The sequence below is a fragment of the Rhodococcus sp. G6(2025) genome (assembly GCF_058628105.1).
This window is the reverse complement of record NZ_CP179750.1, coordinates 7,578,836-7,604,896: the sequence shown is the minus strand read 5'-3', so window position 1 is coordinate 7,604,896 and position 26,061 is coordinate 7,578,836. Positions and strand designations below refer to the sequence as shown.

Below are 26,061 nucleotides of genomic sequence, written 5' to 3'. Positions count from 1 at the left end.
GGCACCGTGTTCAACCACCGACATTGCAATCGTTCAATAAGTGAACGCCACGCTCAAAATTGTGACATGGACCTCATGGCCAGTCAAGACCCCGCCCCCACGTCTGCGACCAGTCGCGCCGCCCCCGGGTTGGTTTCCGGGTCGATCGGGGTGGCACGATCTCTCGAATATCGGATTCTCGTGCCGTAACTCGCGGTCATCGCGTGCTGGCGCGCCTCAGTGCGCGGCCGTCGCGATAGGTCCTGCGACCGCCGTGAGTCTGGCCTTCGTCTTGACAAGCTGTGACCCGCACCGCACTATCAACAATTACGCAAAATGAACGCTCTGTTCAGAAACTGAAGATTCGTGGCCAAATGAATCACAGTTGCCGGACGATCCTGCCTCTGGTGGACGGAATCGACACGCAGGGCACACGATGGGAGAGTTTCAGTGCGGTTGATCAATCTCGATGGCCGCCTACAGGTGTCGACGCGAGGCGGCCTCGTCGATGTCGAGGCGGAAAGCCACGGCTATTTTTCTGCCGAACCGCAGAAGATTTACGAGCGGTGGGCGGAGTTCGTCACCTGGTACACGGGTAACCGCGACCGGGTCACCCCGACGCAATGCGGCGGAATCGACCCGGCTCGGCTGGGGGCGCCGGTGCCGGCTCCGCGCCAGGTGTTCGCCGTCGGATTGAACTATGCCGACCACGCGGCGGAATCCGGGGTGGAGCGGCCCGAGTCGCCGGTGATCTTCACCAAGTTCGCCTCGGCGATCTCCGGCCCGGTCACCACGGTCCCACTTCCCTCGGAAACGGTGGACTGGGAGGTCGAACTCGTGGTCGTGATCGGCCGGGGTGGCCGCAACATCCCGGCCGATCGGGCATGGGAGTCCGTCGCGGGGTTGTCCGTCGGACAGGATTTGTCCGACCGCGGCCGGCAGTTGGCCGGACCGGTTCCGCAGTTCAGCCTGGCGAAGTCGCATCGCGGGTTCGCCCCGATCGGACCTGCTTTGGTGACGATCGACGAATTCGACGATCCGAACGATCTCGCGCTGGAAGCCGGCATCAACGGCGAACTCGTCCAGTTCGGACGCACCGCGCAGATGATCTTCCCGGTTCCGGCGCTGATCGAGCACCTGTCGCACACCCTCGAGCTCTATCCCGGCGACGTGGTGTTCACGGGAACGCCCGCCGGTGTGGGGGTGGGCCGGACACCACAGCGGTTCCTGGGCCCCGGTGACGTGCTGCGTAGTCGTATCACCGACATCGGCGAACTCGTCCAGACCTTCACCTCCCGCGAACCGGTCGCTGCGCTGGGGTGATCGGGGCACCCTGCCAACGGTTGACCGCAATTCTCCTGACGGGCCACGGCGGGCTCGAGTACCGCACCGACGTCGCTGTCCCCGGAGCCGATCGGGGTGAGGTGATCGAGGTCGCCGCTGCAGCGATCGACAACCACGGCCGCCTATCCGTTGTCCGACATCGTCCGCGCGCAGGAAGATTTCCTCGCCGAGTACATCGGCAAGCTGGTGCTGATTCCACCGACGCCACAGAAGTGACCGGGAGCGTCACCCACGGTCCCCCGTAAATCCATCGAATGGAGCGCAACACAATGACCTCGACCTCACCGTCGCTCGGCGCATGGCTGACACTCGACTCCGTCTTCGCCGTCGAACTCATGGTTCGCGCGGGATTCGACTGGGCCGTCATCGATTTGCAGCACGGCGCAATCGGTACCGACGCTGTCGTGCCTCTGCTCTCGGCCGTGCAGGGCGCCGGCGTCGAAGCCTGGGTACGCACGCAGGCGACGAACTACGCGCAAGCCAACTGGGCGCTCGACATGGGAGCCGACGTCGTCGTCGTGCCGCAGATCGGCTCGGCCGCCCAGGCACGTGAGGCAGTGGGTTTCTGCCGCTACGCCCCCGAGGGCCATCGCTCATGGGGACCGGTTCGGGCGGCACTGCGCCCAGCCTCGGCACCCCCTCAACGTGTTTACCTGATGATCGAGGACGCGAACGGCCTGGCCGAAGCCGAGAACATCTGCGGAACGCCCGGACTCGACGGGATCCTCATCGGTACGGCAGACCTCACGCTGTCCCTGGCCGGTTCCGCCTCGGATATCTTGGGGGGAGCCACTTTCGATGCCGTTCGCAGAATCGTCGAGGCATGCACTCGCCATGGACTGGACGTCGCTGCCTACGGCGGTAGTCAGGAAATGACCACGGCCTGCGCCGAGAACGGAATCCGGACCATTGCACCCGCCGCAGACTACGAAGTGCTCCACGAGGGAGCGCAGGCGGCCCTGGCGCAGGCCCGCGGGACGTACGCCGCGCGAGGTGTCCGCCTCTGACGGTGGCGTTGTTTGCCTGCCCTACTACGTCAGGCGATCCACACGGCAACCGGATCGCCGAGCACGGCCTCGTCGACCTCGATCCCGGACCGGGACTGTTAGTGGGCAGGATGCCGCCGTCCTCGATCAGCCCGCCTGCCTTCGAGATCTTCAGCCCGATGCAGTCGGCGACATCGTGCGCAGAGTCGAAGGCGATGTCGTCGTCCTGCTGGGCGAGTTCGTCGACGATGATCGGATACGGGCAGCGCTGGCGGCGACGGGCAGCGAGGTTGACCTGAAAGTGTTCGTATTCCGAACGCATCGATCGAAAGTGTGACGGGGACCTCGGTGGCCGTCGAGCCTGTCTCGGGCCGAGTCTGAATCGATCGTCTCCCGCCGACGCCTTGCACCCCCTGGCTCGACTCCGTGCGGCCAACGTCGCCCGGGGGGCGAGCTCGACTGCGCTCGAGAGCTATGGCTTTCTAACCATATGGAGCGCAATCAATTCGAACAGAGCTGCAGAATCGATTCGGACGAACAATTCTGACATTCGGGCGATCGAGGAGCGGTGTGGATCCTCACCCGACCTCAGGCCGCTCGTGTACTCGACCAGCGACCCTCAATGCTTGACAGGGTGTGACGTAGGACGCAATACTTACGTCGGTCTGAACGATGCGTTCACTTTATGAACACATCTTGAGTCCATCTCGCTTGACCGGCGCGTGCGCCAGCCTATGACCCGAAGAGGAGTCGTCATGCTTACTTCCACCATCGACCAGGCGCACTACCGGAATGTGATGGGGAACCTGCCCACCGGTGTGGTCGCCCTGTCGGGTATCACCGCCGACGCGGAGTTCCCGTGTGGGCTGGTGGTCGGTACCTTCCAGTCGTTGTCGCTGGATCCGGCGTTGGTCAGCTTCAGTGTCGCGCACACCTCCACCAGTTGGCCGAAGGTCCGGGCCGCCGGACGGTTGTGCGCCAGTGTGCTGGCCGCGGGCCAGGAGTCGGTGTGCCGCGCCTTGTCGAGCAAGCTGCCCAACAAGTTCGCCGACATCGACTGGTCCCTCTCCGAGGCCGGATCACCCCGGATCGACGGCGCCCACGCCTTCGTCGACTGCGAGGTCACCCACGAACTCGACGGCGGCGACCATGTCATCGTCATCGCTCGGGTGTTGCAGATGGACGCCGGACACGGCGAGCCTCTCGTTTTCCATCAGGGCCGACTCGGTGGAATCCGGCAACTGACCGCCGCCTGACCCACGACTCGGCCGAGGTGAGATACGCCAAAGAAACGGGTGAGCAATGAACGAGCAGAAGACGGCTGCACTGGTCGCAGTCAATTTGAGCGAGCCGTCCGAGATTGCCAACAAGTCGGTGACCAAGGCTGTTCGTCTACTGCGCGAGCTCGCTTCCCGACCCAAGACCGGTGCGACGGTGAGTACCCTTGCCAAAGCGGTCGGAATTTCCCGTCCCACCGCGTTTCGTCTGCTTTACAGCCTCGAGCGGACCGGCATGGTGGACCGCATCGACAACAACTACATCCTGGGCTCGGAAGTGTCCCGACTCGGACGGCACGCCGACCCCTATGCCGGTCTCGCTGCCCGGGCTCTGCCACTACTGCGGGAGCTGGCCGACCAGTTCAACGAAACGGTGACGTTGTCGGTGCCGAATGCGAAGGATGAACTCGACCTCATCGCCGAGGCCGCCGGATCGCATGTCGTGGGCACCACATCCCGGATGTCGCATCACATGATCGGCAAACAGTTTCCACTCCACGCCAGCTCCAGCGGCAAGGTGCTCTTGGCTGAGTGGCCGATCAAGAAGATCGTGGGCCGGTTGCCCGAAAGGCTCGACGCATTCACAGCGCACACCATCACCGACCGCACAGCCCTGCTGGCCGAGCTCGATCAGATCCGCGAAAGCGGCTTCGCACTCATAGACAACGAACTCGAAGAAGAATTGATCTCCCTCTCCCTTCCCGTCAGGGATTCGTCGGGGAATCTGGTGGCGATCGTGTCCCTCAACGGTCCGCGATATCGGTTCGGCCCCGACCGCATTCCCGAAGGCCTTCACCAGATGCAGCAGCTCGTCGAGCGTCTCGTCGATGTCTTCTGGCAGGATTCGACAATCGCTTGACCGGTACCGCAACAGATATGCCCCTGAACGCAGCATGTCGATCACCACGAAACGGGAACGTACTGAGCGGGATACATATAGTGTTCGGCGCCGCCGCGGACCTCCCGTTGCCGATCCGTCAGCAGCTCACCCAAATCTGCCATCTACGTTTCCGTGATCGACGCGCTCGACGAGGTCAGGATCGCACCATTTGCGGGACCGCAGTGACAACAGCACAACCACCCGGAAGTATCGGGAATCGCGACGGAAGGTCGGTGTGGTGACGCCGTACCGCTCGATGAACTCGTGCTGTTCGACGAACCGAAGGTCACCGGACGTGCCGGGCACCGAGTACTGGCGATTCGGCATGCGCCACGTGCCCGTGTCGGGTACGTCCCACATCTGCACGTTGGCGGGCAACAGTTTCCAGCCCTGGTCGGTGTGCAGTTCGAGGTTCGCGACGACCTCGATGGTCGCGACCACTCCGCTGACGGACAGTACTGGCTGAGGGGAGAAACCCGGGTACCTGTCGACGTAGAAGACTCCTCGGCCGACACCGTTCGGCCGACTCTCGACCTCCTCGGCCAGTGATCGGAGCTCGGCGGGAAGCTGCTGCTCGTCGAGCCACGAGAGGGCAGTGGTCACGGTGTCACCCGGGTGCCAGACGGAGTCTGCGGAGACAGGCTCGTCGTCGACGAAGACCGTGAACGTCTGGGGTGAGGCATGGTCAGGCGTGCGCCGTGGTCGTTCGTCGAGCATCGTCAGACCCCGCGCAGTAGGCGGACCGATGGGCGAAGCCATCGGGTGCGGGGTTACCGTGCAGCACACGATACGCGCCCGCCGCATCGGTTCGACCGCCGCTGCCGCACTGAACGCGGCAGCGGCGCCGGCGGAGGGCAGCTCGATCGATGCGAATCAGTACGGCAGAGACGAGCAGCTGGGGCGGTCGACGATGGCCTGGCCCTCGCAGAGCATGGCCTGCTCGTCGTCGTCGAAACGGTCGCGCCGATCCCGGTCGCGGGCATCGCGGTCCGACTGTGCGGCCACCGCGACATCAGTCCCCGACGAGGCGGGCATGGCGTGCGCGATTCCGGCTGCGCCGGTGAGAGAGAACGCGACCGCGGCGAACATCAGGCCGGCGCGAATGGCAGTGTGGCGAAACATGCGGTGTCCTTGGTGGTGTGTGGTCGAGTATTCCTTGTCCACAACAACACTGCCGTCCGGACATGCGGTTCGACAGACACCCTAGGGTGCGCGTTGCCCACCCCTGTGTGAACGCCGGGAACGCGTCCGGGCTGAGCGGTGCCGTCGTGAACGTAGATGACCAAGGGCTGTTCGGGTTCTACCCGCCGCAAACAAAACCTTTGATGGCAGTATCACGAAATTCTATTACCACCCCGCCATCATGTTGTTTCATGATCTTTGGGAGCGTCCATCGTCATGAATCGGAGCACCCATGAATTCCACCGTCAGCGCACCTGGCTGGCAGAAGTCCGTCTTCGACGTTCTGCGCGAAGGAGATGTCAAGCAGATCGCCTACGTACCGGACGCCGGCCACTCGTACGCAATCCAAGCAGCGATCGCCGACCCCGGCATCGAAGACGTCGTCCTGACCACCGAGGAAGAGGGCGTCGGACTTGTCAGCGGCGCGTGGCTCGGCGGGCAGCGCGCGGTCCTGCTCATGCAGAGCAGCGGAGTCGGCAACTGTGTCAACATGTTTTCCCTGCTGGAGATGTGCAAGTTCCCGTTCCTCACGCTGGTGACGATGCGTGGTGAGTACGCCGAGTTCAACCCCTGGCAGATCCCCATGGGTTCGACCACGCAGCAGGCCCTCGAACTCATGGGCATCACAGTTTTCCGGGTCGACGACCCCGATCAGGTCGGCGAGGTCGTCTCCGCCGCCTTCGATCAGGCTTTCCTCGCTGGTGAGCGCGTCGCAGTGCTCCTGGGCCAGCGGCTCATCGGACGCAAGAAATGGGAGCGCAAGTGAACGCACACGACTCGACCATCGGAACCCTCGCCGGCGAACGCCTCGACCGACGCGATTTCGTCGCGACACTGCTCGACCGGGCGCCGGAGGCACTGGTCGTCACCGGTCTCGGCTCCCCCTCCTATGACGTGTTCGCCGCCGGGGAGCGTGACCGCAACTTCTATCTGTGGGGCGCCATGGGCGCCGCCGTACCCACCGGCCTGGGCCTCGCGCTCGCTCGCCCGGACGAGTCCGTGGTCGTCATCACCGGTGACGGGGAGCAGCTCATGGGCATCGGCGCGCTCGGATCGGTCGCGGTCAAGGCCCCGAAGAACCTCACCATCGTCGTCGTCGACAACGGGCACTTCGGCGAAACCGGCATGCAGCGCAGCCACTCGAGCCTCGGCGCCGATTTGGCCGGCATCGCGTCGTCGTTCGGCATTGCCTGCACCGAACGGGTCCGCGACATCGCCGACGCCGAGCGTGTCGCACGGATCGTCACCGCCCGGGAAGGTACGACCTTCGTTCAGGTGTTCATCGAGCAGACCGAGCCGCCGCGCGCCCTTCCGCCCCGGGACGGCACGGCGGTGAAGAACAAGTTCCGTGCCGCGCTCGGCCTCGACACGTTCTGATGGCCGACACCGAAGCGAAAGAGAACACTGTCATGCAGAAATACCTGCTCCATATCGACGGCCAGCAGCGCCCGTCCGCTGACGATTCCTACTTCGAGACCGACAATCCCTTCACCGGCCGGCCGTGGGCGCAGATCGCGCGCGGACAAGCATCGGATGTCGAGGACGCCGCCCAGGCCGCGCACCGTGCCATGACCACGGGGCCGTGGGCGAGCATGAGTCCCAGCGCCCGCGGTCTCGTCCTCCAGCGCGTCGCCGACGTGCTCGAGGAGAACGCCGAATTCCTCGCCCGCATCGAGGTCCGCGACAACGGCAAGCTCTACAACGAGATGTTGGGCCAGTGCCGGTATCTCGCGCAGTGGTACCGGTACTACGGCGGTCTCGCCGACAAGACCGAAGGCCGCGTCGTTCCCGTCGACAAACCGGGATACTTCACCTACACCCGGCGCGAGCCCATCGGGGTCGTCGGAATCATCACTCCATGGAACTCACCGCTGCTGCTGCTCACCTGGAAGCTGGCACCCGCGTTGGCCGCTGGTTGTTCGGTGGTCGTCAAGCCCTCCGAATACACCTCCGCCTCGACACTCGAATTCGTTCGTATCCTCGAGCAGGCGGGCCTGCCTGCGGGAGTGGTCAACGTGGTCAGCGGATTCGGGCCGGACGTGGGCGGGCCGCTGGTCGAGCACCCCCTGGTGCGCAAGGTGGGATTCACCGGCTCCGACGCGACCGGGCGGCACATCGGCGCCGCGGCGGCGCGCGGCCTCAAACGGGTTTCGCTCGAACTCGGCGGCAAATCACCGAACATCGTCTTCGCCGACGCCGATCTCGACGCTGCGGTCAACGGCGCGGTGTCCGGAATTTTCGCCGCGACCGGTCAGACCTGCATCGCCGGAAGCCGGCTTCTGGTGCAGCGTTCCGTGCACGACGAGGTCGTCGCCAAGCTGGTCGCGCTGGCCTCGACCGCGCGGCTCGGTGACCCGATGTCCCCCGACACCCAGGTGGGGCCGATCACGACTCGGGACCAGCACAAGAAGGTCCTCGAGTACATCGACATCGCCACCGCCGAGGGCGCACAACTCGCGCTCGGTGGCGGCGTGCCCACCGGCACCGGAACCGATGGGTGGTTCGTACAGCCGACAGTGTTCACCGGGGTGAGCAATCAATCCCGGTTGGCGCAGGAGGAAGTCTTCGGCCCGGTGCTGGCGGTGATCCCGTTCGACACCGAAGACGAGGCGATCACCATCGCCAACGACTCGAAGTACGGTCTCGGTGCCGGGGTCTGGACTACCGATCTGCCTCGCGCGTTCCGCATGGCGGAGGCGATCGAGTCCGGGACGGTCTGGGTCAACACCTACCGCGCGGTCAGCTTCATGCTGCCGTTCGGCGGGGTGAAGGACTCCGGTATCGGCCGGGAAAACGGTGCCGAGGCAATCGACGAGTACCTCGAAACCAAGAGCGTGTGGATCAACACCGGGGCACCGACCGGAAACCCGTTGGTCCTGCGCTGACCCCCGCGCCGAGGGGCGTCTGTCGACTGAGAGGCAGGCACGATCATTCGCGTCGAGGAGGCCCGGCGGGTTCGGTGGTGTTCTCGACGAGCGTCTCGAGGACGAACCTGTGAAAGCCTGCGGCGACCGAGGAGGTGAGGGGTCGATCGGCCCGGATCATGCCGATCGTTCGCCAGGCATCGCGATCGCGGAGTTCGACCAGTGCAGTTCCGTCGGGAGGGGCGGCGGCCGCAGATGGAGCAGGCACAACTCCCACGCCCACTCCGGCCGCGATCATGGCGCGCATCGTGCCGACCTCGGTGACTGAGAACGCGATTCGCGGGGCGAAGCCGGCAGCTCGGGCGAGACGGTCTGTGAGTTGGCGCAGCCCGTACTCCGGCGTGAGCGCCACGAAATCGTCCTCGGCGACTTCGGCGAGACTCACCGTCTTGCGGCGGGCCAACCGGTGACGGACGGGAACGAGCAAGCGAACCGGTTCGGTGGCCACTGGTGTCCACACGAGGTCGTCGACGGAGGGCTCGGGGGCTACGAAGCCGAGATCGGACCGCCCGAGCCGAATGTCGTCGACTACCGAATCTGCTGCAGCACCGCGTAGTTCGAATCTCACTTTGGGATGTTCGGCGCGATACCTGCTGATCAGTTCCGGGACCAACCACTCGCCGAGACTGTGCAGGAAGCAGAGGGAGACGGTGCCCTCGTTCGGATCCGCAAGGGTGCTGATCCGGTTGTGTGCGGAATCCACCTCGCTCAATGCGCGCAACGCATGTGCACGGAGAATCTCGCCGTACCGGTTGAGGTGGAGCCGATTGTGCCGCCGGTCGAACAAGCGCACCCCGAACCCCGTCTCCAGCCGGGCTATGGCCCGCGACAACGTCGGTTGCGTGACATGCATCTCCGCGGCGACAGCGGTGATGTTCTCCGATTCGGTGAGGGCGACGAACCACCGCAACTCCTGCAAGTTCACTGCCTGAGCTTATACGCGAGTCGTATGAGACTCGGCGGATATCGGCATTTCACAAACACCCGCGGGAGCGCGACAGTGAAAGGGCACTGACACGACTGCCCCGGCAAGGAGAATGACGTGAGTACCGAGCGTTCGGATTTTGTTTCCCACCCTGTGCATCGGCCCTTGGAGGGTGTCGTGGTGGTCTCGCTCGAACAGGCGATCGCGGCACCGTTCGCGACCCGGCAACTCGCCGACCTCGGTGCGCGGGTGATCAAGATCGAACGTCCCGGCGTCGGAGATCTCGCACGCGGATACGACCGAACGGTCCAGGGGATGGCGAGTCATTTCGTGTGGACTAACCGAGGGAAGGAGAGCATCGAGCTCGACGTTCGCTCCGAGGAGGGCAACCGGATCCTGCACCAACTCGTCGACCGCGCCGACGTCCTCGTCCAGAACCTGGCACCCGGCGCGGCAGGGCGCCTCGGCATCGGGGCCGACCGCTTGCGGGAAACCCACCCACACCTGATCACGTGCGATATCTCCGGATATGGCCGCGGCGGCCCCTATGAGGCACGAAAGGCCTACGACCTGCTGATCCAATGCGAGGCCGGACTGGTGTCGATCACCGGAACCGAGGACGAGCCCTCGAAGGTCGGACTGTCCATCGCGGACATCTGCGCCGGCACGTATGCCTACTCGGGGATCCTCACCGCCTTGCTCGATCGTGGGCGGACCGGCCGAGGCGCCAACCTCGAGATCTCGATGCTCGAGGCGCTCGGCGAGTGGATGGGGTACGCCGACTACTACGCCCGATACGGCGGGTCGGCGCCGAAGCGGACGGGAGCGAGCCACGCGACCATCGCGCCGTACGGACCGTTCACTGCGGCCGACGGGGAGGTCGTCAACCTGGGTCTGCAGAACGAACGCGAATGGGACGTGTTCTGTCGTGTCGTGCTGCATGCGCCGGAGCTGATCGACGATCCGCGGTTCGTCACCAACGCCGACCGGGTCGCACACCGCGCCGAGCTCGATGGCGTCATCGACGACGTTGCCGCAGGCCTCACCGGCGCGGACCTCGTCCACAGGTTGGAAGCGGCGAAGATCGCGTATGCCCGGCAGCGCACGATGGACGAGTTCGCCGAGCACCCGCAGCTCGCGGCACGCTCCCGGTGGGCGCAATTCGATTCCCCCGTCGGACGGCTCGAAGGACTACTTCCCCCGGTGACGGTGATGGGCGCCGAACACGAGATGCGCCCCGTACCAGGTCTGGGGGAACACACCGACAGCATCCTGACGTGGCTCGACGAGTACGCAGCGGTCGGGTCCTGACACACACTCTTCCCTCCGCCGTCGGCCGAGTCGCGCCGTCGGCGACGAACTACCGAAGGAGAACTACCTTGAGCAGCAGCGAAAACCAGGTCGAGCAGTCGGCGCCACCGGTCACCGGCTGGCCCGGCCGCTACTTCGAAGACTTCGAGATCGGAGACGTGTACCGGCACCCACTCGGCCGCACGGTGCTGCCGGTCGACAACTCGTGGATGACGCTCCTCACCCAGAACACGGCGCCGATCCACTTCGACGCGCACTACTCGAGTCAGACGACGTGGGGTAAGCCGCTCGTCGACTCCACCTTCACCCTTGCCCTCGTCACCGGGCAGAGCGTCACCGACATCTCCCAGCACGTGCACGCCAACCTCGGTTGGGACCGGGTGCGCCTGCCGAACCCGGTATTCGAGGGCGACACCATCTACTCCCAATCGGAGGTCCTCACCAAACGAGAGTCCTCGTCCCACAGGGACATCGGCATCGTCACCGTGCGCACCATCGGGTACAACCAGGACGGCACCATCGTCATCACCTTCGAACGGACCCTCATGGTGTATCGCAAGGGACACGGACCGCACACTGCAGGCGTCGACCCCAAGTGGGACGACCGGTCACGGCGCGCAGCCGGGATCGAGTAGTTGATCGAGTTGCCGGGCAGGCAGGGCCGGCGCGGCAACACCCTGGGCGTCGAATACCGAGCCTTGTGGACGTTTGTGGCTGTTCTGCCATGCCCCGCGACTGGCCGGTCTCGGCAGATCATCAACCACCCCGACGATGACCCAGAAGGCTTCTTCGCCGAATTCATCGACCGAGCCTGGAATTCGCGGTACTTCTCGAGCGCTCTGTATTCCGCCAGTCTGCGGCACAAGGTCCGGGCCGGTTCCGTGCGTGGAATCTTCGAGTCGATGGTGGAACTCTCCGACCAGGGCGATCTGATGAACCGCTTCCTGGCGATACCCGCGCCCAAGATGTTCATGTATGGACAGCAGAACGCATCGTTGTCGTATTTGGAACACCTGTCTGCCCATGGTGTGGAGGTCGCCGAAATCCGGATTTTGTGCCGCCCGCGCTCCGAGCTACCTGCGGCAGTGCCGTCTAAAGCGAATGTAAGGAAAGCGGACCATCCCTTCCCTCTCGCTGTGGCGGCGACCACATTGGTGTCAGTGGCTATGCATCATCACAGCAGTCGAGGAAGGAACATCATGCGACACACGACTTCGAACCCAACGTCGTCGACCGGCGAGAGGCGGGTTGTTGCGAACGTGGTTCGCGGCTGCATCGGCAACCTCGTGGAGTGGTACGACTGGTTCGTCTATGCAGCGTTCAGTGTGTTTTTCGCGGCGTCCTTCTTCCCGCAGAGCAGCACGACTGCCCAGCTTCTCTCCACCGCACTGGTTTTCGCCGTCGGATTCCTGATGCGCCCGATCGGTGGGTACATCCTGGGCCGATACGCGGACCGGTACGGGCGCAAGAACGCGCTGACGTTGTCGGTGCTGATGATGGCCGCAGGATCGCTGATCATCGCTGCGACACCGAGTTTCGAGGCGATCGGCATGCTCGCCCCGGCACTGCTGGTGATGGCGCGACTGATCCAGGGACTCTCCGTCGGAGGCGAATTCGCTTCGAGCGCAACGTACCTGTCCGAAGTCGCGACGCCCGGCCGCCGCGGCTTCTACTCGAGCTTCCAGTACGTGTCGATCATCCTGGGTCAGCTCGCTGCGCTCGGTGTCCAGATCATTCTGCTGCAGCTGCTGACCATCGACCAGATGCAGGCCTGGGGTTGGCGTATTCCGTTCGTGATCGGCGCGATCGCCGCCGTGACCGTGATGCTCTTCCGTCGCGGGATGGACGAGTCGGACCAGTACAAGGAGGAGGCGGCCCAGATCGCTGCCGAGAAGGCGTCCGGCACGCAGCCGTCGGCCAAGCGCGGCACCCTCCGACTGCTGCTGCAGTACCCGAAGCAGCTCGCGATGGTCTTCGGCCTCGCGATCGGCGGCACCGTCGCGTTCTACACGTACACCACGTACCTGCAGAAGTACATGATCAACACCTCGGGGATCGCCCCGGAAACGGTGGCGTGGATCAACTTCGCCGCACTGTTCATCTACATGCTGCTGCAGCCCGTGGCCGGACTGATCTCCGACCGCATCGGTCGCCGCAAGGTCATGCTGTTCTTCGGTGTCGGCTCGACCGTGCTGACCGTCCCGATTCTGACCGTTCTCGGCAACACCACCAACGCGTTCGTGGCGTTCGGCCTGATGATGACCGGACTGGTCATCGTGACCGCCTACAGCGCTCTGAGCGCGATCGTCAAGGCGGAGCTGTTCCCGACGAAGGTCCGCGCGCTCGGCGTCGGGTTGCCGCACGCGATCACCGCCGCCCTGTTCAGCGGCACGGCCGAGCCTCTCGCGCTCGCGCTCAAGCAGGCCGGACATGAATCGGCCTTCTTCTACTACGTCGTCGGCTGCTCGGCACTGACCCTAATCGCCGCGCTGTTCATGGCCAAGGGCAAGGGCGGCACCACCCTCGATCCGGAGACGGAGAATCCCGCCCGCGACGGACGCGAGGAAGACCGCGACGACCGCCGACTCGAGCGTGTCTGATCCCTCGTCCTCCGGCATTGTTCCCCGGGCGCACCGCGGCCGGGGGACAATTCCGGTTATGCGCATCGCGGTGGTCGAGGACGACGACGGCGTCGGCAACGCACTCGTTGCGGGTCTGACCCGGCAGGCGCACCAGCCCGTGCGGATGAAGTTCGGGTCCGAACTGCTGCTGCACCACGGCGAGGTGGACTTCGTCCTGCTCGATCTGGGGTTGCCGGACCGCGACGGGCTCGAGGTGTTGCGTCAGCTCCGCCAGGTCAGCGCCGTCCCCGTCATCATCCTGACCGCCCGCGACGACGAACGTTCGGTGGTGCGCGGCCTGCGCGGCGGCGCCGACGACTACCTGGTCAAGCCGGCCCGCATGTCCGAGCTGTTCGCTCGCATCGAAGTGGTGCGCCGGCGAAGCATGGCCGTCGAAGGCGGCGCACCACGAGAAGTGGTCACCGGAGACGTCCGCGTCGACCTCGATTCCCGCACCGTCACCGTGGCGGGAACAGAGGTCGACCTGACGTCGAAGGAGTTCTCCCTCCTCGAGATCCTGCTCGAGAACCCGGGGGCTGCGGTCAGCCGTCAGCAACTGATGGACCGGGTGTGGGGTGACGCGTTCGTGGCGGTCTCGCGTTCTCTCGACGTCCACATCGGCACTCTGCGCGCCAAGCTGGACCGACCCGGGTTGATCAGCACCATCCGTGGTTTCGGCTACCGGTGGGTGTGCTGACCTCGGGGTCGAAACGACATGCGCCGACGGTTACTGCTGATTCTCGCGATACTCGGATCCTGCGCGGTCGCGAGTTTCGCGATTCCCCTCGCGCTCGCGACCGCGGACTCGCGGACGCAGGAGTTCACACTCGGCCGCGAGGGAGACATCCAACGGTTCGCCGTCCTCGCCGAGGAGTACGTCAGGACCGGCGACCCGGCCCGGATCGCCGGCGAGGTCGAGGCATACGACGACGTGTACGGCGAGGGCGTTCTGGTGGTCTCCACGCGTGGTGTCCCGACCCTCGGGGTAGGCCTCGACGGCAACGAACCCGGAATCGAGGCCGCGATTCGCAGCGGACTGCGCAACGAGCGGGTCTCCACCGTCGACCGGCTGTTCCCGTGGAGCGCCGACGAGGCCCTGTTCGTCAAGCCGGTCGGGTCGGGCGCTCAGGTGAACGGCACCATCGTGGTGCGTGCCTCGACCGCCGAGGCCCGCTCCGACATCCTCCGGCAATGGGCCGTGATCGCGGCCGGTGCCGTGCTGGCACTGGTCGCTTTCGGTGTCCTCGCGATCGCCTTGAGCCGGTGGGTGCTCGGACCGCTCGCGAACTTGTCCAAGGGAATCGTGCAACTCATCCGCCGGATGCCCGACGCGAGGACACCGCCGAGTTCCGTGCCACCGCGATCCGTGCTGCCGGCCACGGCCGCAGGCGGGCCGCCCGAGGTGCGCCGGCTCGCGCATTCGTTCGACGTGATGTCTTCGGCGGTGCTGCGGGCAGCGGACGCGCAACAGCGCCTGATCGCCGATACCGCCCATCAACTGCGGAACCCGCTCGCGGCGTTGCAGTTCCGCCTCGACCTCCTCGACGACGGGATACCGGACAGCGCGCGCGAGGACTATCACAGCGTGACCGAGGAGGCCAAACGCTTGCAGACCATTCTCGACAGTCTTCTCTCGCTCGCCTCGGCCGAGACGCCGCGCTTCGGGGCCGATCGGTCCGAGGCGGTCTGCGACGCACTGTCGGTGGTGGCCGACCGGGTCGACTTCTGGTCGGTGACGGCCCGCGAACGTGGTGCGCGTCTGGCCACCATCGCAGACCCCGACGTCGACCATGTTCCGGTCGCGATCGCCGAGAACGATCTGTCCCAGGTGCTCGATGTGCTGATCGACAACGCCTCCCGATACGCAGGCCCGCACCCCACCATCGAAATCGGCGTCGTCGTGGAGCCGTCACCGGACCGCTCTCGGGTGTGCGTGTGGGTGGCCGACGACGGTCCAGGTGTCCCGGAAGAGTTGCGCGGCAAGCTCACCGAGCGCTTCTTCCGGGCCAACAACCAGGTCGGGACCGGTCTCGGCCTCTCCATTGTCGAGGTGGTCGCCGCAGCCTACGGCGGCCGTCTCGTCATCGACGAGGCCCCCGCCGGCGGACTGCGCGTACGCTTGTGGCTCGAACCGCACGTGGAGAAGCTGGACGATGATTAGCCGGCGACAGTTCATCGGTGGTGTGGCCGCAGCGGTCGCACTGTCGGGATGCGCTCGTGCCCAGCCCACGGGGACGTACGACATCGCGTCGGGTGAGCGCGACGGATTCCAGTCCGAGTTCGCCGAGTTGCTTGCGGACGTCCCGCCCGCCTCGGGTGGGGATCTCCGGTTGACGGTGCGCTACACCACCGGTTCCCTGGAGAACCTGTCGCTGCTGGCGTCAGGTGAGGTACTCATCGGGCTGACCCTGGCCGACTCCGCTGTCGAGTCGGCCACCCCGATCGTGGCCATCGGCCGGGTGTACGAGAACTATCTCCAGTGCGCGGTGCCGGCCCGCTCACCCTTTCACACGATGAAAGATCTTCGGGGCCAGACGATCAGCCTCGGCGCCCCGGGCTCCGGAACTGCGCAGACCGGAAGGCGGGTCCTCGAGGCGAGCGGTCTGACCCTCGACGACGTGACGGTGCGCCCGGTCTCACTCACCACCGTCCTCGACTCCCTCCGCGACGGCACGGTCGCCGCCGCACTGTGGGCCGGTGGCGTGCCCACCCCGGCGGCGATGCCGCGGCCCGGTCACGGTCCGGACGGCGGAATCCGGCTACTCGACCTGTCCGCCGAGTACGTCGAGATGCGCAAGACCTACGGGCCCATGTACGAACCGGTCTCGGTCCCTGCCCGGACATACGGTGACACTGCCGAGACCGCGACGGTAGGGGTTCCCAGCCTGCTCGTCGCCTCACCGCAACTGCCCGACGCCGTGGCCGGTGCCCTCGTCGACCTTCTCATCGATCGAGCCCAGGACCTGATTCCCGCCGACACCGTCGGCGCGCAGTTCCTCGACGCCCGATCACTGATCCAGACAGCTGGCGTCCCTCGCCATCCGGGGGCTGTCGAGGCGTACCGCCGTCACCACGGTTAGAAGGCGGACGGGTACCGCCGGCAACCTCAAGTACGTGTAAAACCTGGCCCCCACCCGATTGACTATGGCGCGTACATAGAGGCAAAATGGCCGTACATTTCGAGGAAGGCTGGCTCCATGGCATCGCAGACCGCCCTACCGCTCGCGGGGATCACCGTCGTAAGCATCGAACAAGCAGTTGCTGCACCCTTCGCGACCCGGCAACTGGCCGACCTCGGTGCCCGCGTCATCAAAGTGGAACGTCCCGACGCCGGCGACTTCGCGCGGCGTTACGACGAGACCGTGCACGGCGAATCGAGCTACTTCGTCTGGCTCAACCGCTCCAAGGAGTCGCTGACGCTGGACCTGAAGTCCGACGAGGGCCGCGACATCCTCGAAAAGCTGTTGTCCACAGCGGATGTCTTCGTGCAGAACCTTGCGCCCGGCGCCGCAGCCCGAATGAACCTCGACGCCCAGTCGCTCCAGCAGCGGTATCCCGCGCTGATTCCGTGCGACGTGTCCGGCTACGGCAACACCGGTCCCTGGTCCGATCGCAAGGCCTACGACATGCTCGTCCAGGGCGAATCCGGTCTGATGTCGCTGACCGGCCCCGACGAGTGCCCGTCCAAGGTCGGTGTGTCGATCGCCGACATCGCGGCCGGCATGTACGCCTACAGCGGGATCCTGTCCGCGCTGTACACGCGTGCAACCACCGGCACCGCCCGCGCGGTGGAGGTCGCTCTGTTCGAGGCGCTCGGTGAATGGATGGGATCGCCCGCCTACTACACCGAATACGGTGGCACGCAGCCCAGCCGGGTCGGGGCCGAACACGCGACGATCGCCCCGTACGGCCCGTTTCCCACCGCCGACGGCACGGTCCTGCTGTCGATCCAGAACGACCGCGAATGGTCCGCCTTCTGTTCGGAGGTGCTCGGCGACGAGTCGATCGCCACCGACCCACGTTTCTGCCGCAACTCCGCGCGGGTGGTGCACCGTGAGGAATGCAACGCTCTGATCTCCGCGCGGACGCGTCTGCTCAACACCGACGACGCCCTCGCCCTGCTCGACAAGGTGTCGATCGCCAACGGCAGGCTGGGCTCCGTATCGGATTTTCTGTCCCACCCATCCCTGGCCGGCCGTGACCGCTGGCGTGAGGTGGAGACCCCGGGCGGCCCGGTGCGAGCGCTGCTGCCGCCGGCGAACCTCAGTGGTGTGGAACCTCGATTCGATCCGGTTCCGGCTCTGGGTGCGCACACCGATGCCATTCTGGGGGAACTCGGTTACAGCGGCGCGGCGATCTCCGAACTGCGTACTGCCGACTCGATCTGAGGCTGGGCAGTGCCCCACGCAGTGGCGTCCGATGGAACTCGAATCGCGTACCAGGTCAGCGGCGAAGGACCGCCGCTGCTGCTGCTCGCCGGTCAGGCCAACAATCACCATTGGTGGGATCGTGTTCGCGCGGACTTCGACACGCACTTCCGCACCATCACGGTGGACTACCGCGGCACCGGAGCAAGCGACAAGCCCGAGACCGGGTACAGCACAATACTGTTCGCCGACGACGTGATCTGCGTGCTGGACTCCCTCGGAATCGGGAGGGCGCACGTCTACGGCACGTCGATGGGAGGCCGGGTGGCGCAGTGGGTCGCCGCGCGTCACCCGGAGCGTGTCGACGCCCTGATCCTCGGTTGCACCTCGCCCGGTGGAACGCACGCGGTGGAGCGCAGCCGGGAAGTCCGAGCGAGCCTGGCGCAATCCGATCCCGACCGGTCGCGCCGCGCCCTGCTGGAGTTGATGTACACGCCGGAGTGGCTCGGTCGAAATCCCGGTCCCTACAACACTCTCGGGGACCCGGACATGCCCGCGCACGCCAAGCTCGCCCACCTGCGGGCAAGCAACGGTCATGACGCGTGGGATGCGCTGCCGTCGATCAGTGCGCCGACCCTCGTCCTGCACGGGACCGACGACCTTCTGTCCCCGGCCGACAACGCACCCCTGCTCGCCGAACGGATCCCGAACTCCCGCGTGCACTTGCTCCCGGGCGCACGGCACGCGTACTTCGAAGAGGAGTGCACTGGCGCGGGCGCCGCGGCGATCGGCTTCCTCGTCGAACAGTAAGAGCGCGTTCGCGAGTGGGGTCGAGGCGCGCTAGTTGCCGGATCCGGGCATGACGATGCCGACCTTCGCCGCACCGAGGCCGTGGTCGCGGGCGGCGTCGAGTGCGGCGGGAGTGTCCTCGAGGTCGAACATCGTCTCGAGACAGTGGTCGACCTCGATCGTCCCGTTCTCGATGGCCTCGACTGCCGCCCGGAACGACAGCAGCCCGCCCTCGGACTGCGTACCGTTGACCCACTCCATGGTCAGGGACTTGCGGAATGAACGCTCCACGGGGAACGGGGAGTTGCCCGTCGATTCGGGGTAACCGAAGAATCCGATCGTTCCGCGAACGCGCGCGGCTTCGACCGCTGCGGCACGGGCGAGATCGTAGCCGGCGGCCCCGATCACCAAGTCCGCACCGACGCCGCCGGTCGTATCGAGGACGACCTCGGCGATCGACTCGACCGGTTCGAGGACGGTCCGCGCCGCGCCGAGCCGTTCGGCGACGGCGAGGCGATCCTTGTTCAGGTCTGCAATGGTGACCTTGAGGCCCCGAGCAATCAAGTGCTGCAGGTAGAACAATCCCGAGGAGCCGGCGCCGATGATCGCCGCCGTCCGCGGCATCCGCTCGACCGGTGTGTCGGCAGGTAGAAACTTCTTCATCCCGAAGAGGGTGGTACCGAGTTGCTGGGCGAGCAGCATGCGCCGAAGGTCTACGCCCTCGTTCAACGCGATCACGTGACTGGCGTCGACGGCCTGGAACTCGGCGAAACAACCACCGCGCTGACCGTGGGGGACGGTAAGCACCGGACGTCCGACTTCGACCCTCGAATCCTCGCTTCGAACAACGATTCCCACGCCTTCGTGGCCCGGATATCCGGGTCTCCCGAGGAGTACCGGGTCATGGAATCCGTCGAAGACGATGTGGACGTCGGAACCGCAGATCGAGGCGTATCGCATCTCCACGAGCACTTGGTTTGGCTCCGGGACCGGCCGGGGGAAGTCGCGAACTTCGACGACGCCGGGTGTGGTCACGCATGCTGCACGCATTCAGGCCTCGCTTGGGTGAGTCGGTGCTGGGAGTTGGAGGACGCATCGGATAGCCGCTCGGCGCGCCTTCCTGGATGGCGGTCACCGTATCGCACGCAGCCGGCGGCGGCAAGAGAAATCGCGTACGGGGCTGCCGGACAAATAGCGTCCGAACAATGTGCGGCGCAGTCGGTTTCACTCTGCTGGTAGCCATGCCTGCTCGTAATCAATCCATCAGAATTTGGCATTATCGCGCCAGGTCCATCAGGTAGCAGAATCACCAGAGTCACGACAACGAAGTGAGACCCAGATAACTACTTCGGGGTGAAGTATCGCAGGCTACAGAGGGCGTGGTGCATGGTCGATGTGCCTTCCTCGACGCCGAGCAATCACGGAACGTAGTGCATACCAATGGGTGTCGAAGTCCTGAGCCCCTGACGCGGTTCGTGACGGACCGGACCGTCGATCGGTGAAGCCCGCAGCCATTGCAGGATCCATTCCCACCACAAGGAGTCGCCATGACCCCCTCCACACCGCCGCACGCTCACAGAACCGATGATCGATCCGAGGAGCCGCCTCGCTCGCGCGGTCACTACGTCAAGTCGGTGCTGGTCGGTTCCATCGGCAACATGATCGAATGGTTCGACTGGTTCGTGTATTCGACTTTCGCAATCTATTTTGCCGGACAATTCTTTCCGAGCGACGACCGCACCGCGCAGCTCCTGAACACGGCGGCCATCTTCGCCGTCGGATTCCTGGCGAGGCCTCTCGGCGGCTGGTTGCTCGGGCGTCTGTCGGACCGCAACGGCCGTAAAGCCGGCCTGACGGTGTCCGTCGGAATGATGTCTGCGAGCGCCTTGATGATCGCTCTCGCGCCGAACTACGAGACGGCCGGCAATCTGGGAGCCTGCCTGTTGGTCACCGCGCGCATCCTGCAGGGACTGTCGGTCGGTGGCGAGTATGCCGCGTCGGCGGCGTATCTGACCGAGGTATCCAAGAAGGGCTGGCGGGGTCTGGGGGCGAGTTTCCAATACATCTCCGTCACCCTGGGGCAGCTCGCCGGCCTGCTGGTCCTCATCGTCTTGCAGTTCTCCTTGTCCGACGAACAGCTGACGTCGTGGGGTTGGAGAGTGCCGTTCGCGATGGGTGCCATCGGTGCCGTCGCGGTCTTCTACCTGCGGCGCGGAATGCACGAGACGACGGCCTACTCGGTTGCCGAAACGGTCGATACCGAAGATCGCCGGGGAACACTGGCCGAGGTATGGCGCAACCGGCGCGCCGCCGTCGTCGTCTTCACCCTGACCCTCGGGGGCACCGTCGCCTACTACACCTACACCACCTACCTGACCAGCTACTTCGTGAACAGCGTCGGCCTCGAGAAGTCGCAGGCCTCGACGATCAGCTTCATCGGACTGGTGGTGTTCCTGGTCCTCTTGCCGATCGGTGGGTACGTCTCCGACCGCATCGGCCGGCGGCCCGTCCTCATCTTCTTCGGCATCGGCACCACGATCGGAACGTATCCGATCCTGCAGGGAATGCAGAACAATCCCACGTGGCTCACCTGCCTGGTGCTCACCGTCCTCGGTCTGGTATTCGTGGTCGGGTACTCGTCGGTCAACGCGGTGGTCAAGGCCGAACTGTTCCCCACCGGGGTGCGGACGGTCGGTGTTGCCATCCCGTACAGCATCGCCACCGCCGTGTTCGGAGGAACTGCCCCATACATCGCTCTGGCGTTCCGCGACGCGGGCCGGGAGAGTTGGTTCTTCATATACGTCTCGATCTGCGCGGCCATCTCACTGATCACCTACGTGTTCATGCGTGAGACCAGGGACGTCAACCTCATCGACGAGACGGTCGCCCCGGGACCACACGACCGCGCGCAGCACTCGGCCTCGAACGGGACACCGATCAAAACCGTTCAGGGTTGACCATTGCTATTCTTCGTTGTGATCGATGTCGCTCTTGCATATCGCCTGCTGATGGTGCGGGACGGCGGTAGCTCGGGAAGGTGGTCGTCCGGTGGACGTCAAGCAGTTGACCGCACTCGTTGCGGTGGCGGACGCCGGGAGCGTGACCCGCGCAGCCGAACTACTCCACTTGGTTCAGCCGGCGGTGACACGCCAAATTCACACGCTCGAGCAGGAACTGGGTGTCCCGCTGTTCGAACGTAGCCGTGCGGGAATGGAATTGACGGAGTCCGGCCGGCTCATGCTCGAGCGCGCCCGGAGGGTGCTGTCCGAACTCGAGCGTGCCCGGGCCGAGATCCGCCCGAATCCGGGGGTGCTGCAAGGGATCGTGACGGTCGGACTTCTGTCCTCCACCTCCGAACTGCTCGCCGAACGACTCGTCGCGGCCGTGTTGCAGGAGCATCCGGCCGTCCGGTTGCGAATAGTGTCCGGGTACGCCGGACACGTGCGGCAGTGGCTCGATGCCGGTGACATCGACCTCGGTCTGCTCTACAACCTGAAATCCACGTCGTCGCTCAACGTGCGAGCATTGCTCGCCGAAAACCTGTGGGCGGTTGCCCCGCCCGACGGCGGGCTCGACACCGGACGACCGGTCACCCTCGAGGAAGTGGCGACCCACCCGGTCGTGATGCCCAGCGCGCCCCACGGAATTCGCACATTGGTTGCGGAGGCGTGCGCGAGACTCGACATCGGTCTGAACATCGTCGTCGAGACCAACGAGGTGAGCATCCAGAAGAGACTCGTGCGAGCCGGTCACGGCTGGACGATCCTGCCGGGCATCGCCGTTGCCGATGATGTCGCCGGCGGTCTGCTCAGTGCGGCGCCGCTCCATTCCCCGGCGGTCGAGCGCACCGTCGTGCTCGCGTTACCGAGCGCCCCCCGGATCCCGCCTGCCGTCCATGCGGTGGCCGATCTGCTCGTCCGCCAGATGCGCGACGCCGTCGAGCGCGGTGAGTGGCCGTCCGCTCACTGGAAGCCGGACAACTAGTCGCACGCGAATCAGAGCCCTCCGCGCGACACGAGTTGCGAGACGATGACGTTGCGCTGGATCTCGTTGGTGCCCTCACCGACGATCATCAACGGAGCATCCCGGAAGTACCGCTCGACGTCGTACTCGGTGGAATAACCGTAGCCGCCGTGGATGCGCACCGCGTTGAGGGCGATGTCCATCGCCACCTCGGACGCGTACAGCTTCGCCATCCCGGCCTCCATGTCGCACCGATCACCGCTGTCGTACTGCTCGGCCGCATGCCAGGTCAGCTGCCGGGCCGCGGTCAGCTTGGTCGCCATGTCGGCGAGGTAGTTGCCGATCGACTGATGCTTCCAGATCGGCTTGCCGAAGCTCTCCCGCTGCTGTGCGTAGGCGAGGGAGTCCTCGAGTGCCGCCGTGGCCACACCCAGCGCCCGGCAGGCCACCTGGATGCGGCCGGTCTCGAGGCCCTTCATCATCTGCGCGAACCCCTTGCCCGGGGTACCGCCGAGGATCGCCGTGGCCGGGGTCCGGTAGTTGTCGAACGACAGCTCACAGGTTTCGACACCCTTGTAGCCGAGCTTGGGCAGATCCCGTGACACCGTCAGACCGGGACCGTGCTCGACCAGGACGATCGAGATGCCCTTGTGCTTGGGGGACGCGGCCGGATCGGTCTTGCACAGCAGCGCGATCAGCCCGGACCGGCGGGCGTTGGAGATCCACGTCTTCGACCCGGTGATCACCAGGTCATCGCCGTCGGACTTGGCGTTGGTGGACATCGCCTGCAGATCCGACCCGCCGCCGGGCTCGGTCAGCGCCATCGTGGCCCGGATCTCACCGGTCGCCATCTTCGGCAAATACTGCCGCTTCTGCTCCTCGGTGCCGTACAGCGACAGCAGCTTCGCCACGACGGTGTGCCCGCCCATCGCCCCGGCCAGGCTCATCCACCCGCGGGCCAATTCCTGGGTCACCTGCGCATAACAGGGCATCGACACCGGTGATCCGCCGTACTCCTCCGGAACCGCCAGACCGTAGATCCCGATCTGCTTCATCTGCTCGATCCACTTCTCGGGGTACTCGTTGGCGTGCTCCACCGCCTGCACCGTCGGCATCACGTCGCGGTCGACGAAGGCGCGCACCGTCTCGACCAGGTACGCCTCTTCCTCGTTCAGCTTGCCCATCACTCCACCTCGCACTCGCACAACATTTGTACGGCCATATTCTCGGATATGTATGCTTCCGTCAAGTCCCGCATTGACATTCACCCGCGATCGGTGCCACCATCTAGTCCGGATCGGCACCATCTCCGCTGTTCAGAGGCTAGGAACGCGACTACAGGCGTCGACCGACCTAATGGCCGTATTTACCGTCCCTTCACATACTGAAGGGACGCAAGTACCCCAGCGGTCGCCAACACCTCGCGTCGAGCGAACACCGTTTCTCACGAAAGAGGCGACCAGGATGTCTCAGCACAGGTTCGAACTCCGGCCGGTCGCGCCCTCCGCGTCGAACTGGGATTGGCGGATGCACGCGCGTTGCCGGTCCATGGACACAGAGCTCTTCTTTCCGTGTGAGGGGGAAGGGCAGGGCGCACGCATTCGGCGAGAACGAGCCGCAAAGCATGTCTGCGAGCCCTGCCCGGTGCTGACCGAGTGCCGAAATCACGCATTGATCACCGGTGAGCAGTTCGGCGTCTGGGGTGGCACGACGGAGAAGGACCGCCGGTATCTTCGACCGCCCCGACTCGGTCGATACCGTTCCTGACGGCGTAATGCCCGCGGTGTCACCGCTCGTCCCGTATCGGCTCATCGGCGGTGCGCGCGCAGCGCGGTGCGGAGTCCTTTGCGGCGCCCGGTGGCTCCGTCGGCGGGCGTGGTGGATGCGGTGCGGAATCTCAGTTCGGACGCGGTCTCGGGAGCATCGTCGGCGGTCGCGGATAGAAACCGGTCCGGGAGTGCCAACTTGTGGATGGTGCGCAGGGTCAAAAGGTATTGCCTGGCTAGCGAACCGGTGGTGTAGGGCAGATCGTACTTCTCGCACAGTACGCGGACCCGCGTCGCGATTTCCGGGTAGCGGTTGCTGGGGAGGTCCGGGAACAGGTGGTGCTCGATCTGGTAGCAGAGGTTGCCGCTGAGGAATGCGAGCACCGGGCCGGCTCGGAAGTTGGCGGTGCCGAGCATCTGGCGTAGATACCATTCCGCCCGGGTCTCGTTTTCCAGTTCGGTGGGGGTGAACTTCTCTGCGCCGTCCGGGAAATGTCCGCAGAAGATCACGACGTAGGCCCACAGGTTACGCAGTAGGTTGGCGGTGAGGTTCGCCTTCAGCGTCCGTCGCCACCGCCGCCCGCTGACGGCGGGAAAGAGTACGTAATCCTTGCCGGTCTGCCGGACGATCTTGCCGATCAGCGCTCGGGTGTGGCCGGACTTCTCGGCGGCGGTGCCGGCACGCTCCTGTTCGGAATACAACCCGTGCAGGGCGATGCCCCATTCGAACGTGGTCGCCAGCAACAGGTTCCGCAGCGGTTGCAGCAGGTTGTCCGGTTTCCACGGCTGGTCGCGGGTGATGCGGATGACGCCGAACCCGAGGTCGTCGTCCATCCCGATCACGTTGCTGAACACATGGTGGCGATAGTTGTGGGAGTACTGCCACTGGGACGACAGACCCGCCATGTCCCACTCCCAGGTGCTGGAGTGGATTTCCGGGTCGTTCATCCAGTCCCACTGGCCGTGAGACACGTTGTGCCCGATCTCCATGTTCTCCACACTCTTGGCCACGGCGAGAGCCGTGGTCCCGAGTGCCCATCCGACGCGCGTCCGGCTTGCGTGGATCACCAGCCGCGCAGCGGCATCCAACCCGCGCTGGAAGGCGATCGTGCGGTGGATGTAGGTGGCATCGCGCTCACCGAGTGAATCGGTGATGTCCCGCCTGATCGCGTCGAGTTCGGTGCTGAGCGCCTCGACGTCCTCCGCTGTGAGGTGCGCATATTCCTTGATGTCGGATATCGCCATGGTCTACTCCAGATTCCGGACCCACCCTGGACCGGCTGTGCGTCAGTAGTAGTGGCGTCGGCCCGCGACCGCGTGCCCGGCCATCCCCATGACCTCGAGCACCACTCCGATGATGATGAGCGCAATCCCGATGTACAGGAGCGCTGGGACGCTGAGGACCAAGCCGACTATGGCGAGGATGATGCCGAGAATGATCATGATGAGGCCTGATTTCCGGACGGGGGTCGAGATTCGGACTGGTGTGGAGGGTCAGCGTGTGAAGATTCTTTTGATCTTCCGGCCTGCCTGCTTGATCTGGTCGCCGGCTTGCTTGGCTTTGCCCTTGGCTTCCTGCGCACGTCCCTCTGCCTCCATGCGCTCGTTTCCGAGCGCCTTCCCGACGGTCTTCTTGGCGGCGCCTTCAGCGGTTTCAGCTTTGTGCCGAAGCTTTTTCCCGATACTCATGGCGATGCTTCTCGTTTCTCGGTTACGCGGCGGGTGCGGATCAGGCGTCGTTCGTGAG

26 protein-coding genes are annotated in these 26,061 nt (G+C 65.2%); 18 read left to right on the top strand and 8 right to left on the bottom strand.

What is annotated here, in order from left to right; translation table 11 throughout:
* Positions 1–429 precede the first annotated feature (429 nt).
* The 4 genes from ACLIVD_RS35270 (at position 430) to ACLIVD_RS35255 (ending at position 4,445) form a co-directional block, all read left to right on the top strand.
* On the top strand, positions 430–1,302 hold the full coding sequence (locus tag ACLIVD_RS35270; RefSeq protein ID WP_283333200.1) for a fumarylacetoacetate hydrolase family protein: 873 nt from the start codon (positions 430–432) through the stop codon (positions 1,300–1,302).
* Between the two features lie 290 nt (positions 1,303–1,592).
* Entirely contained in the window at positions 1,593–2,330 is a 738-nt protein-coding gene (locus ACLIVD_RS35265; RefSeq protein WP_283333199.1) for an HpcH/HpaI aldolase family protein, read from the top strand.
* 734 nt (positions 2,331–3,064) lie between these two features.
* Positions 3,065–3,565 (top strand): flavin reductase family protein, encoded by a 501-nt coding sequence (locus tag ACLIVD_RS35260; RefSeq protein ID WP_283333198.1) that lies wholly within the window; start codon positions 3,065–3,067, stop codon positions 3,563–3,565.
* Positions 3,566–3,611: 46 nt separating this feature from the next.
* Positions 3,612–4,445 carry an IclR family transcriptional regulator gene (locus tag ACLIVD_RS35255; protein WP_283333197.1) on the top strand — a complete coding sequence of 278 codons (834 nt, stop codon included), beginning with the start codon at positions 3,612–3,614 and terminating at the stop codon, positions 4,443–4,445.
* A gap of 126 nt (positions 4,446–4,571) precedes the next feature.
* Here the strand turns inward: ACLIVD_RS35255 and ACLIVD_RS35250 are convergent, their stop codons facing one another.
* Both ACLIVD_RS35250 and ACLIVD_RS35245 read right to left on the bottom strand, forming a co-directional pair.
* Positions 4,572–5,069: a hypothetical protein gene (locus ACLIVD_RS35250; RefSeq protein ID WP_477952845.1), complete on the bottom strand. Its 498-nt coding sequence runs from the start codon at positions 5,067–5,069 to the stop codon at positions 4,572–4,574.
* Between the two features lie 270 nt (positions 5,070–5,339).
* Complete coding sequence (locus ACLIVD_RS35245; protein ID WP_280779459.1) at positions 5,340–5,588, bottom strand: hypothetical protein; 249 nt, start codon at positions 5,586–5,588, stop codon at positions 5,340–5,342.
* A 292-nt stretch (positions 5,589–5,880) separates the two neighbouring features.
* Between ACLIVD_RS35245 and ACLIVD_RS35240 the strand changes: the two genes are divergently transcribed.
* Genes ACLIVD_RS35240 through ACLIVD_RS35230 form a run of 3 tightly spaced genes read left to right on the top strand, consistent with a single transcriptional unit; the run spans position 5,881 to position 8,533 of the window.
* Complete coding sequence (locus ACLIVD_RS35240; RefSeq protein ID WP_283333195.1) at positions 5,881–6,414, top strand: thiamine pyrophosphate-binding protein; 534 nt, start codon at positions 5,881–5,883, stop codon at positions 6,412–6,414.
* Positions 6,411–7,025, top strand: coding sequence for a thiamine pyrophosphate-dependent enzyme (locus tag ACLIVD_RS35235; protein WP_283333194.1), 615 nt, complete (start codon positions 6,411–6,413; stop codon positions 7,023–7,025). The genes ACLIVD_RS35240 and ACLIVD_RS35235 overlap by 4 nt, the downstream gene beginning before the upstream one ends.
* Positions 7,026–7,057: 32 nt before the next feature.
* Entirely contained in the window at positions 7,058–8,533 is a 1,476-nt protein-coding gene (locus ACLIVD_RS35230) for an aldehyde dehydrogenase (RefSeq protein WP_283333355.1), read from the top strand.
* A 43-nt stretch (positions 8,534–8,576) separates the two neighbouring features.
* On the opposite strand, the gene ACLIVD_RS35225 is transcribed toward ACLIVD_RS35230, so the two are convergent.
* A complete protein-coding gene (locus ACLIVD_RS35225) occupies positions 8,577–9,497 on the bottom strand; it encodes a LysR family transcriptional regulator (protein WP_283333193.1) in 921 nt (306 codons plus the stop codon).
* Positions 9,498–9,614: 117 nt separating this feature from the next.
* Between ACLIVD_RS35225 and ACLIVD_RS35220 the strand changes: the two genes are divergently transcribed.
* The 8 genes from ACLIVD_RS35220 to ACLIVD_RS35185 all read left to right on the top strand — a co-directional run bounded on the left by ACLIVD_RS35220 (position 9,615) and on the right by ACLIVD_RS35185 (position 18,606).
* Positions 9,615–10,808, top strand: a complete 1,194-nt coding sequence (locus ACLIVD_RS35220; protein WP_477952840.1) for a CaiB/BaiF CoA transferase family protein — start codon at positions 9,615–9,617, stop codon at positions 10,806–10,808.
* Positions 10,809–10,876: 68 nt separating this feature from the next.
* Positions 10,877–11,443 carry a MaoC family dehydratase gene (locus ACLIVD_RS35215; RefSeq protein ID WP_283333191.1) on the top strand — a complete coding sequence of 189 codons (567 nt, stop codon included), beginning with the start codon at positions 10,877–10,879 and terminating at the stop codon, positions 11,441–11,443.
* 564 nt (positions 11,444–12,007) lie between these two features.
* Positions 12,008–13,408, top strand: coding sequence for an MFS transporter (locus ACLIVD_RS35210; RefSeq protein ID WP_283333189.1), 1,401 nt, complete (start codon positions 12,008–12,010; stop codon positions 13,406–13,408).
* Between the two features lie 58 nt (positions 13,409–13,466).
* Positions 13,467–14,126 (top strand): response regulator transcription factor, encoded by a 660-nt coding sequence (locus tag ACLIVD_RS35205; RefSeq protein WP_005249969.1) that lies wholly within the window; start codon positions 13,467–13,469, stop codon positions 14,124–14,126.
* Between the two features lie 18 nt (positions 14,127–14,144).
* On the top strand, positions 14,145–15,590 hold the full coding sequence (locus ACLIVD_RS35200) for a sensor histidine kinase (protein WP_283333188.1): 1,446 nt from the start codon (positions 14,145–14,147) through the stop codon (positions 15,588–15,590).
* Positions 15,583–16,509 carry a TAXI family TRAP transporter solute-binding subunit gene (locus ACLIVD_RS35195; protein ID WP_283333187.1) on the top strand — a complete coding sequence of 309 codons (927 nt, stop codon included), beginning with the start codon at positions 15,583–15,585 and terminating at the stop codon, positions 16,507–16,509. The genes ACLIVD_RS35200 and ACLIVD_RS35195 overlap by 8 nt, the downstream gene beginning before the upstream one ends.
* Before the next feature lie 117 nt (positions 16,510–16,626).
* Entirely contained in the window at positions 16,627–17,817 is a 1,191-nt protein-coding gene (locus ACLIVD_RS35190) for a CaiB/BaiF CoA transferase family protein (RefSeq protein ID WP_283333186.1), read from the top strand.
* A gap of 9 nt (positions 17,818–17,826) precedes the next feature.
* The gene (locus ACLIVD_RS35185; RefSeq protein ID WP_283333185.1) at positions 17,827–18,606 is read left to right on the top strand and encodes an alpha/beta fold hydrolase; all 780 of its coding nucleotides are present in this window, start codon (positions 17,827–17,829) and stop codon (positions 18,604–18,606) included.
* Between the two features lie 30 nt (positions 18,607–18,636).
* On the opposite strand, the gene ACLIVD_RS35180 is transcribed toward ACLIVD_RS35185, so the two are convergent.
* Positions 18,637–19,620: a zinc-binding dehydrogenase gene (locus tag ACLIVD_RS35180; RefSeq protein WP_491931572.1), complete on the bottom strand. Its 984-nt coding sequence runs from the start codon at positions 19,618–19,620 to the stop codon at positions 18,637–18,639.
* Positions 19,621–20,132: 512 nt separating this feature from the next.
* Between ACLIVD_RS35180 and ACLIVD_RS35175 the strand changes: the two genes are divergently transcribed.
* Both ACLIVD_RS35175 and ACLIVD_RS35170 read left to right on the top strand, forming a co-directional pair.
* Positions 20,133–21,542: an MFS transporter gene (locus ACLIVD_RS35175; RefSeq protein ID WP_477952830.1), complete on the top strand. Its 1,410-nt coding sequence runs from the start codon at positions 20,133–20,135 to the stop codon at positions 21,540–21,542.
* Positions 21,543–21,633: 91 nt separating this feature from the next.
* Complete coding sequence (locus ACLIVD_RS35170) at positions 21,634–22,569, top strand: LysR substrate-binding domain-containing protein (protein WP_283333182.1); 936 nt, start codon at positions 21,634–21,636, stop codon at positions 22,567–22,569.
* 11 nt (positions 22,570–22,580) lie between these two features.
* On the opposite strand, the gene ACLIVD_RS35165 is transcribed toward ACLIVD_RS35170, so the two are convergent.
* Positions 22,581–23,732, bottom strand: coding sequence for an acyl-CoA dehydrogenase family protein (locus ACLIVD_RS35165; RefSeq protein ID WP_283333181.1), 1,152 nt, complete (start codon positions 23,730–23,732; stop codon positions 22,581–22,583).
* Positions 23,733–23,784: 52 nt separating this feature from the next.
* Here ACLIVD_RS35165 and ACLIVD_RS35160 point away from each other — a divergent pair, with 52 nt between their 5' ends.
* On the top strand, positions 23,785–24,315 hold the full coding sequence (locus ACLIVD_RS35160; protein ID WP_349307411.1) for a WhiB family transcriptional regulator: 531 nt from the start codon (positions 23,785–23,787) through the stop codon (positions 24,313–24,315).
* A gap of 41 nt (positions 24,316–24,356) precedes the next feature.
* On the opposite strand, the gene ACLIVD_RS35155 is transcribed toward ACLIVD_RS35160, so the two are convergent.
* Genes ACLIVD_RS35155 through ACLIVD_RS35145 form a run of 3 tightly spaced genes read right to left on the bottom strand, consistent with a single transcriptional unit; the run spans position 24,357 to position 26,003 of the window.
* Positions 24,357–25,559 carry a fatty acid desaturase family protein gene (locus tag ACLIVD_RS35155; protein WP_283333180.1) on the bottom strand — a complete coding sequence of 401 codons (1,203 nt, stop codon included), beginning with the start codon at positions 25,557–25,559 and terminating at the stop codon, positions 24,357–24,359.
* A gap of 42 nt (positions 25,560–25,601) precedes the next feature.
* Positions 25,602–25,757, bottom strand: coding sequence for a DUF6131 family protein (locus ACLIVD_RS35150; protein WP_009476302.1), 156 nt, complete (start codon positions 25,755–25,757; stop codon positions 25,602–25,604).
* Positions 25,758–25,808: 51 nt separating this feature from the next.
* Complete coding sequence (locus ACLIVD_RS35145; RefSeq protein WP_280779476.1) at positions 25,809–26,003, bottom strand: CsbD family protein; 195 nt, start codon at positions 26,001–26,003, stop codon at positions 25,809–25,811.
* Positions 26,004–26,061 lie beyond the last annotated feature (58 nt).

Coding starts and splice junctions, on each gene's coding strand:
- ACLIVD_RS35265 (WP_283333199.1), top strand. CDS start 1,593: ATGACCTCGACCTCACCGTCGCTCGGCGCATGGCTGACACTCGACTCC.
- ACLIVD_RS35260 (WP_283333198.1), top strand. CDS start 3,065: ATGCTTACTTCCACCATCGACCAGGCGCACTACCGGAATGTGATGGGG.
- ACLIVD_RS35255 (WP_283333197.1), top strand. CDS start 3,612: ATGAACGAGCAGAAGACGGCTGCACTGGTCGCAGTCAATTTGAGCGAG.
- ACLIVD_RS35245 (WP_280779459.1), bottom strand. CDS start 5,588: ATGTTTCGCCACACTGCCATTCGCGCCGGCCTGATGTTCGCCGCGGTC.
- ACLIVD_RS35240 (WP_283333195.1), top strand. CDS start 5,881: ATGAATTCCACCGTCAGCGCACCTGGCTGGCAGAAGTCCGTCTTCGAC.
- ACLIVD_RS35230 (WP_283333355.1), top strand. CDS start 7,058: ATGCAGAAATACCTGCTCCATATCGACGGCCAGCAGCGCCCGTCCGCT.
- ACLIVD_RS35210 (WP_283333189.1), top strand. CDS start 12,008: ATGCGACACACGACTTCGAACCCAACGTCGTCGACCGGCGAGAGGCGG.
- ACLIVD_RS35205 (WP_005249969.1), top strand. CDS start 13,467: ATGCGCATCGCGGTGGTCGAGGACGACGACGGCGTCGGCAACGCACTC.
- ACLIVD_RS35200 (WP_283333188.1), top strand. CDS start 14,145: ATGCGCCGACGGTTACTGCTGATTCTCGCGATACTCGGATCCTGCGCG.
- ACLIVD_RS35195 (WP_283333187.1), top strand. CDS start 15,583: ATGATTAGCCGGCGACAGTTCATCGGTGGTGTGGCCGCAGCGGTCGCA.
- ACLIVD_RS35190 (WP_283333186.1), top strand. CDS start 16,627: ATGGCATCGCAGACCGCCCTACCGCTCGCGGGGATCACCGTCGTAAGC.
- ACLIVD_RS35175 (WP_477952830.1), top strand. CDS start 20,133: ATGACCCCCTCCACACCGCCGCACGCTCACAGAACCGATGATCGATCC.
- ACLIVD_RS35165 (WP_283333181.1), bottom strand. CDS start 23,732: ATGGGCAAGCTGAACGAGGAAGAGGCGTACCTGGTCGAGACGGTGCGC.
- ACLIVD_RS35160 (WP_349307411.1), top strand. CDS start 23,785: ATGCTTCCGTCAAGTCCCGCATTGACATTCACCCGCGATCGGTGCCAC.
- ACLIVD_RS35155 (WP_283333180.1), bottom strand. CDS start 25,559: ATGGCGATATCCGACATCAAGGAATATGCGCACCTCACAGCGGAGGAC.
- ACLIVD_RS35150 (WP_009476302.1), bottom strand. CDS start 25,757: ATGATCATTCTCGGCATCATCCTCGCCATAGTCGGCTTGGTCCTCAGC.
- ACLIVD_RS35145 (WP_280779476.1), bottom strand. CDS start 26,003: ATGAGTATCGGGAAAAAGCTTCGGCACAAAGCTGAAACCGCTGAAGGC.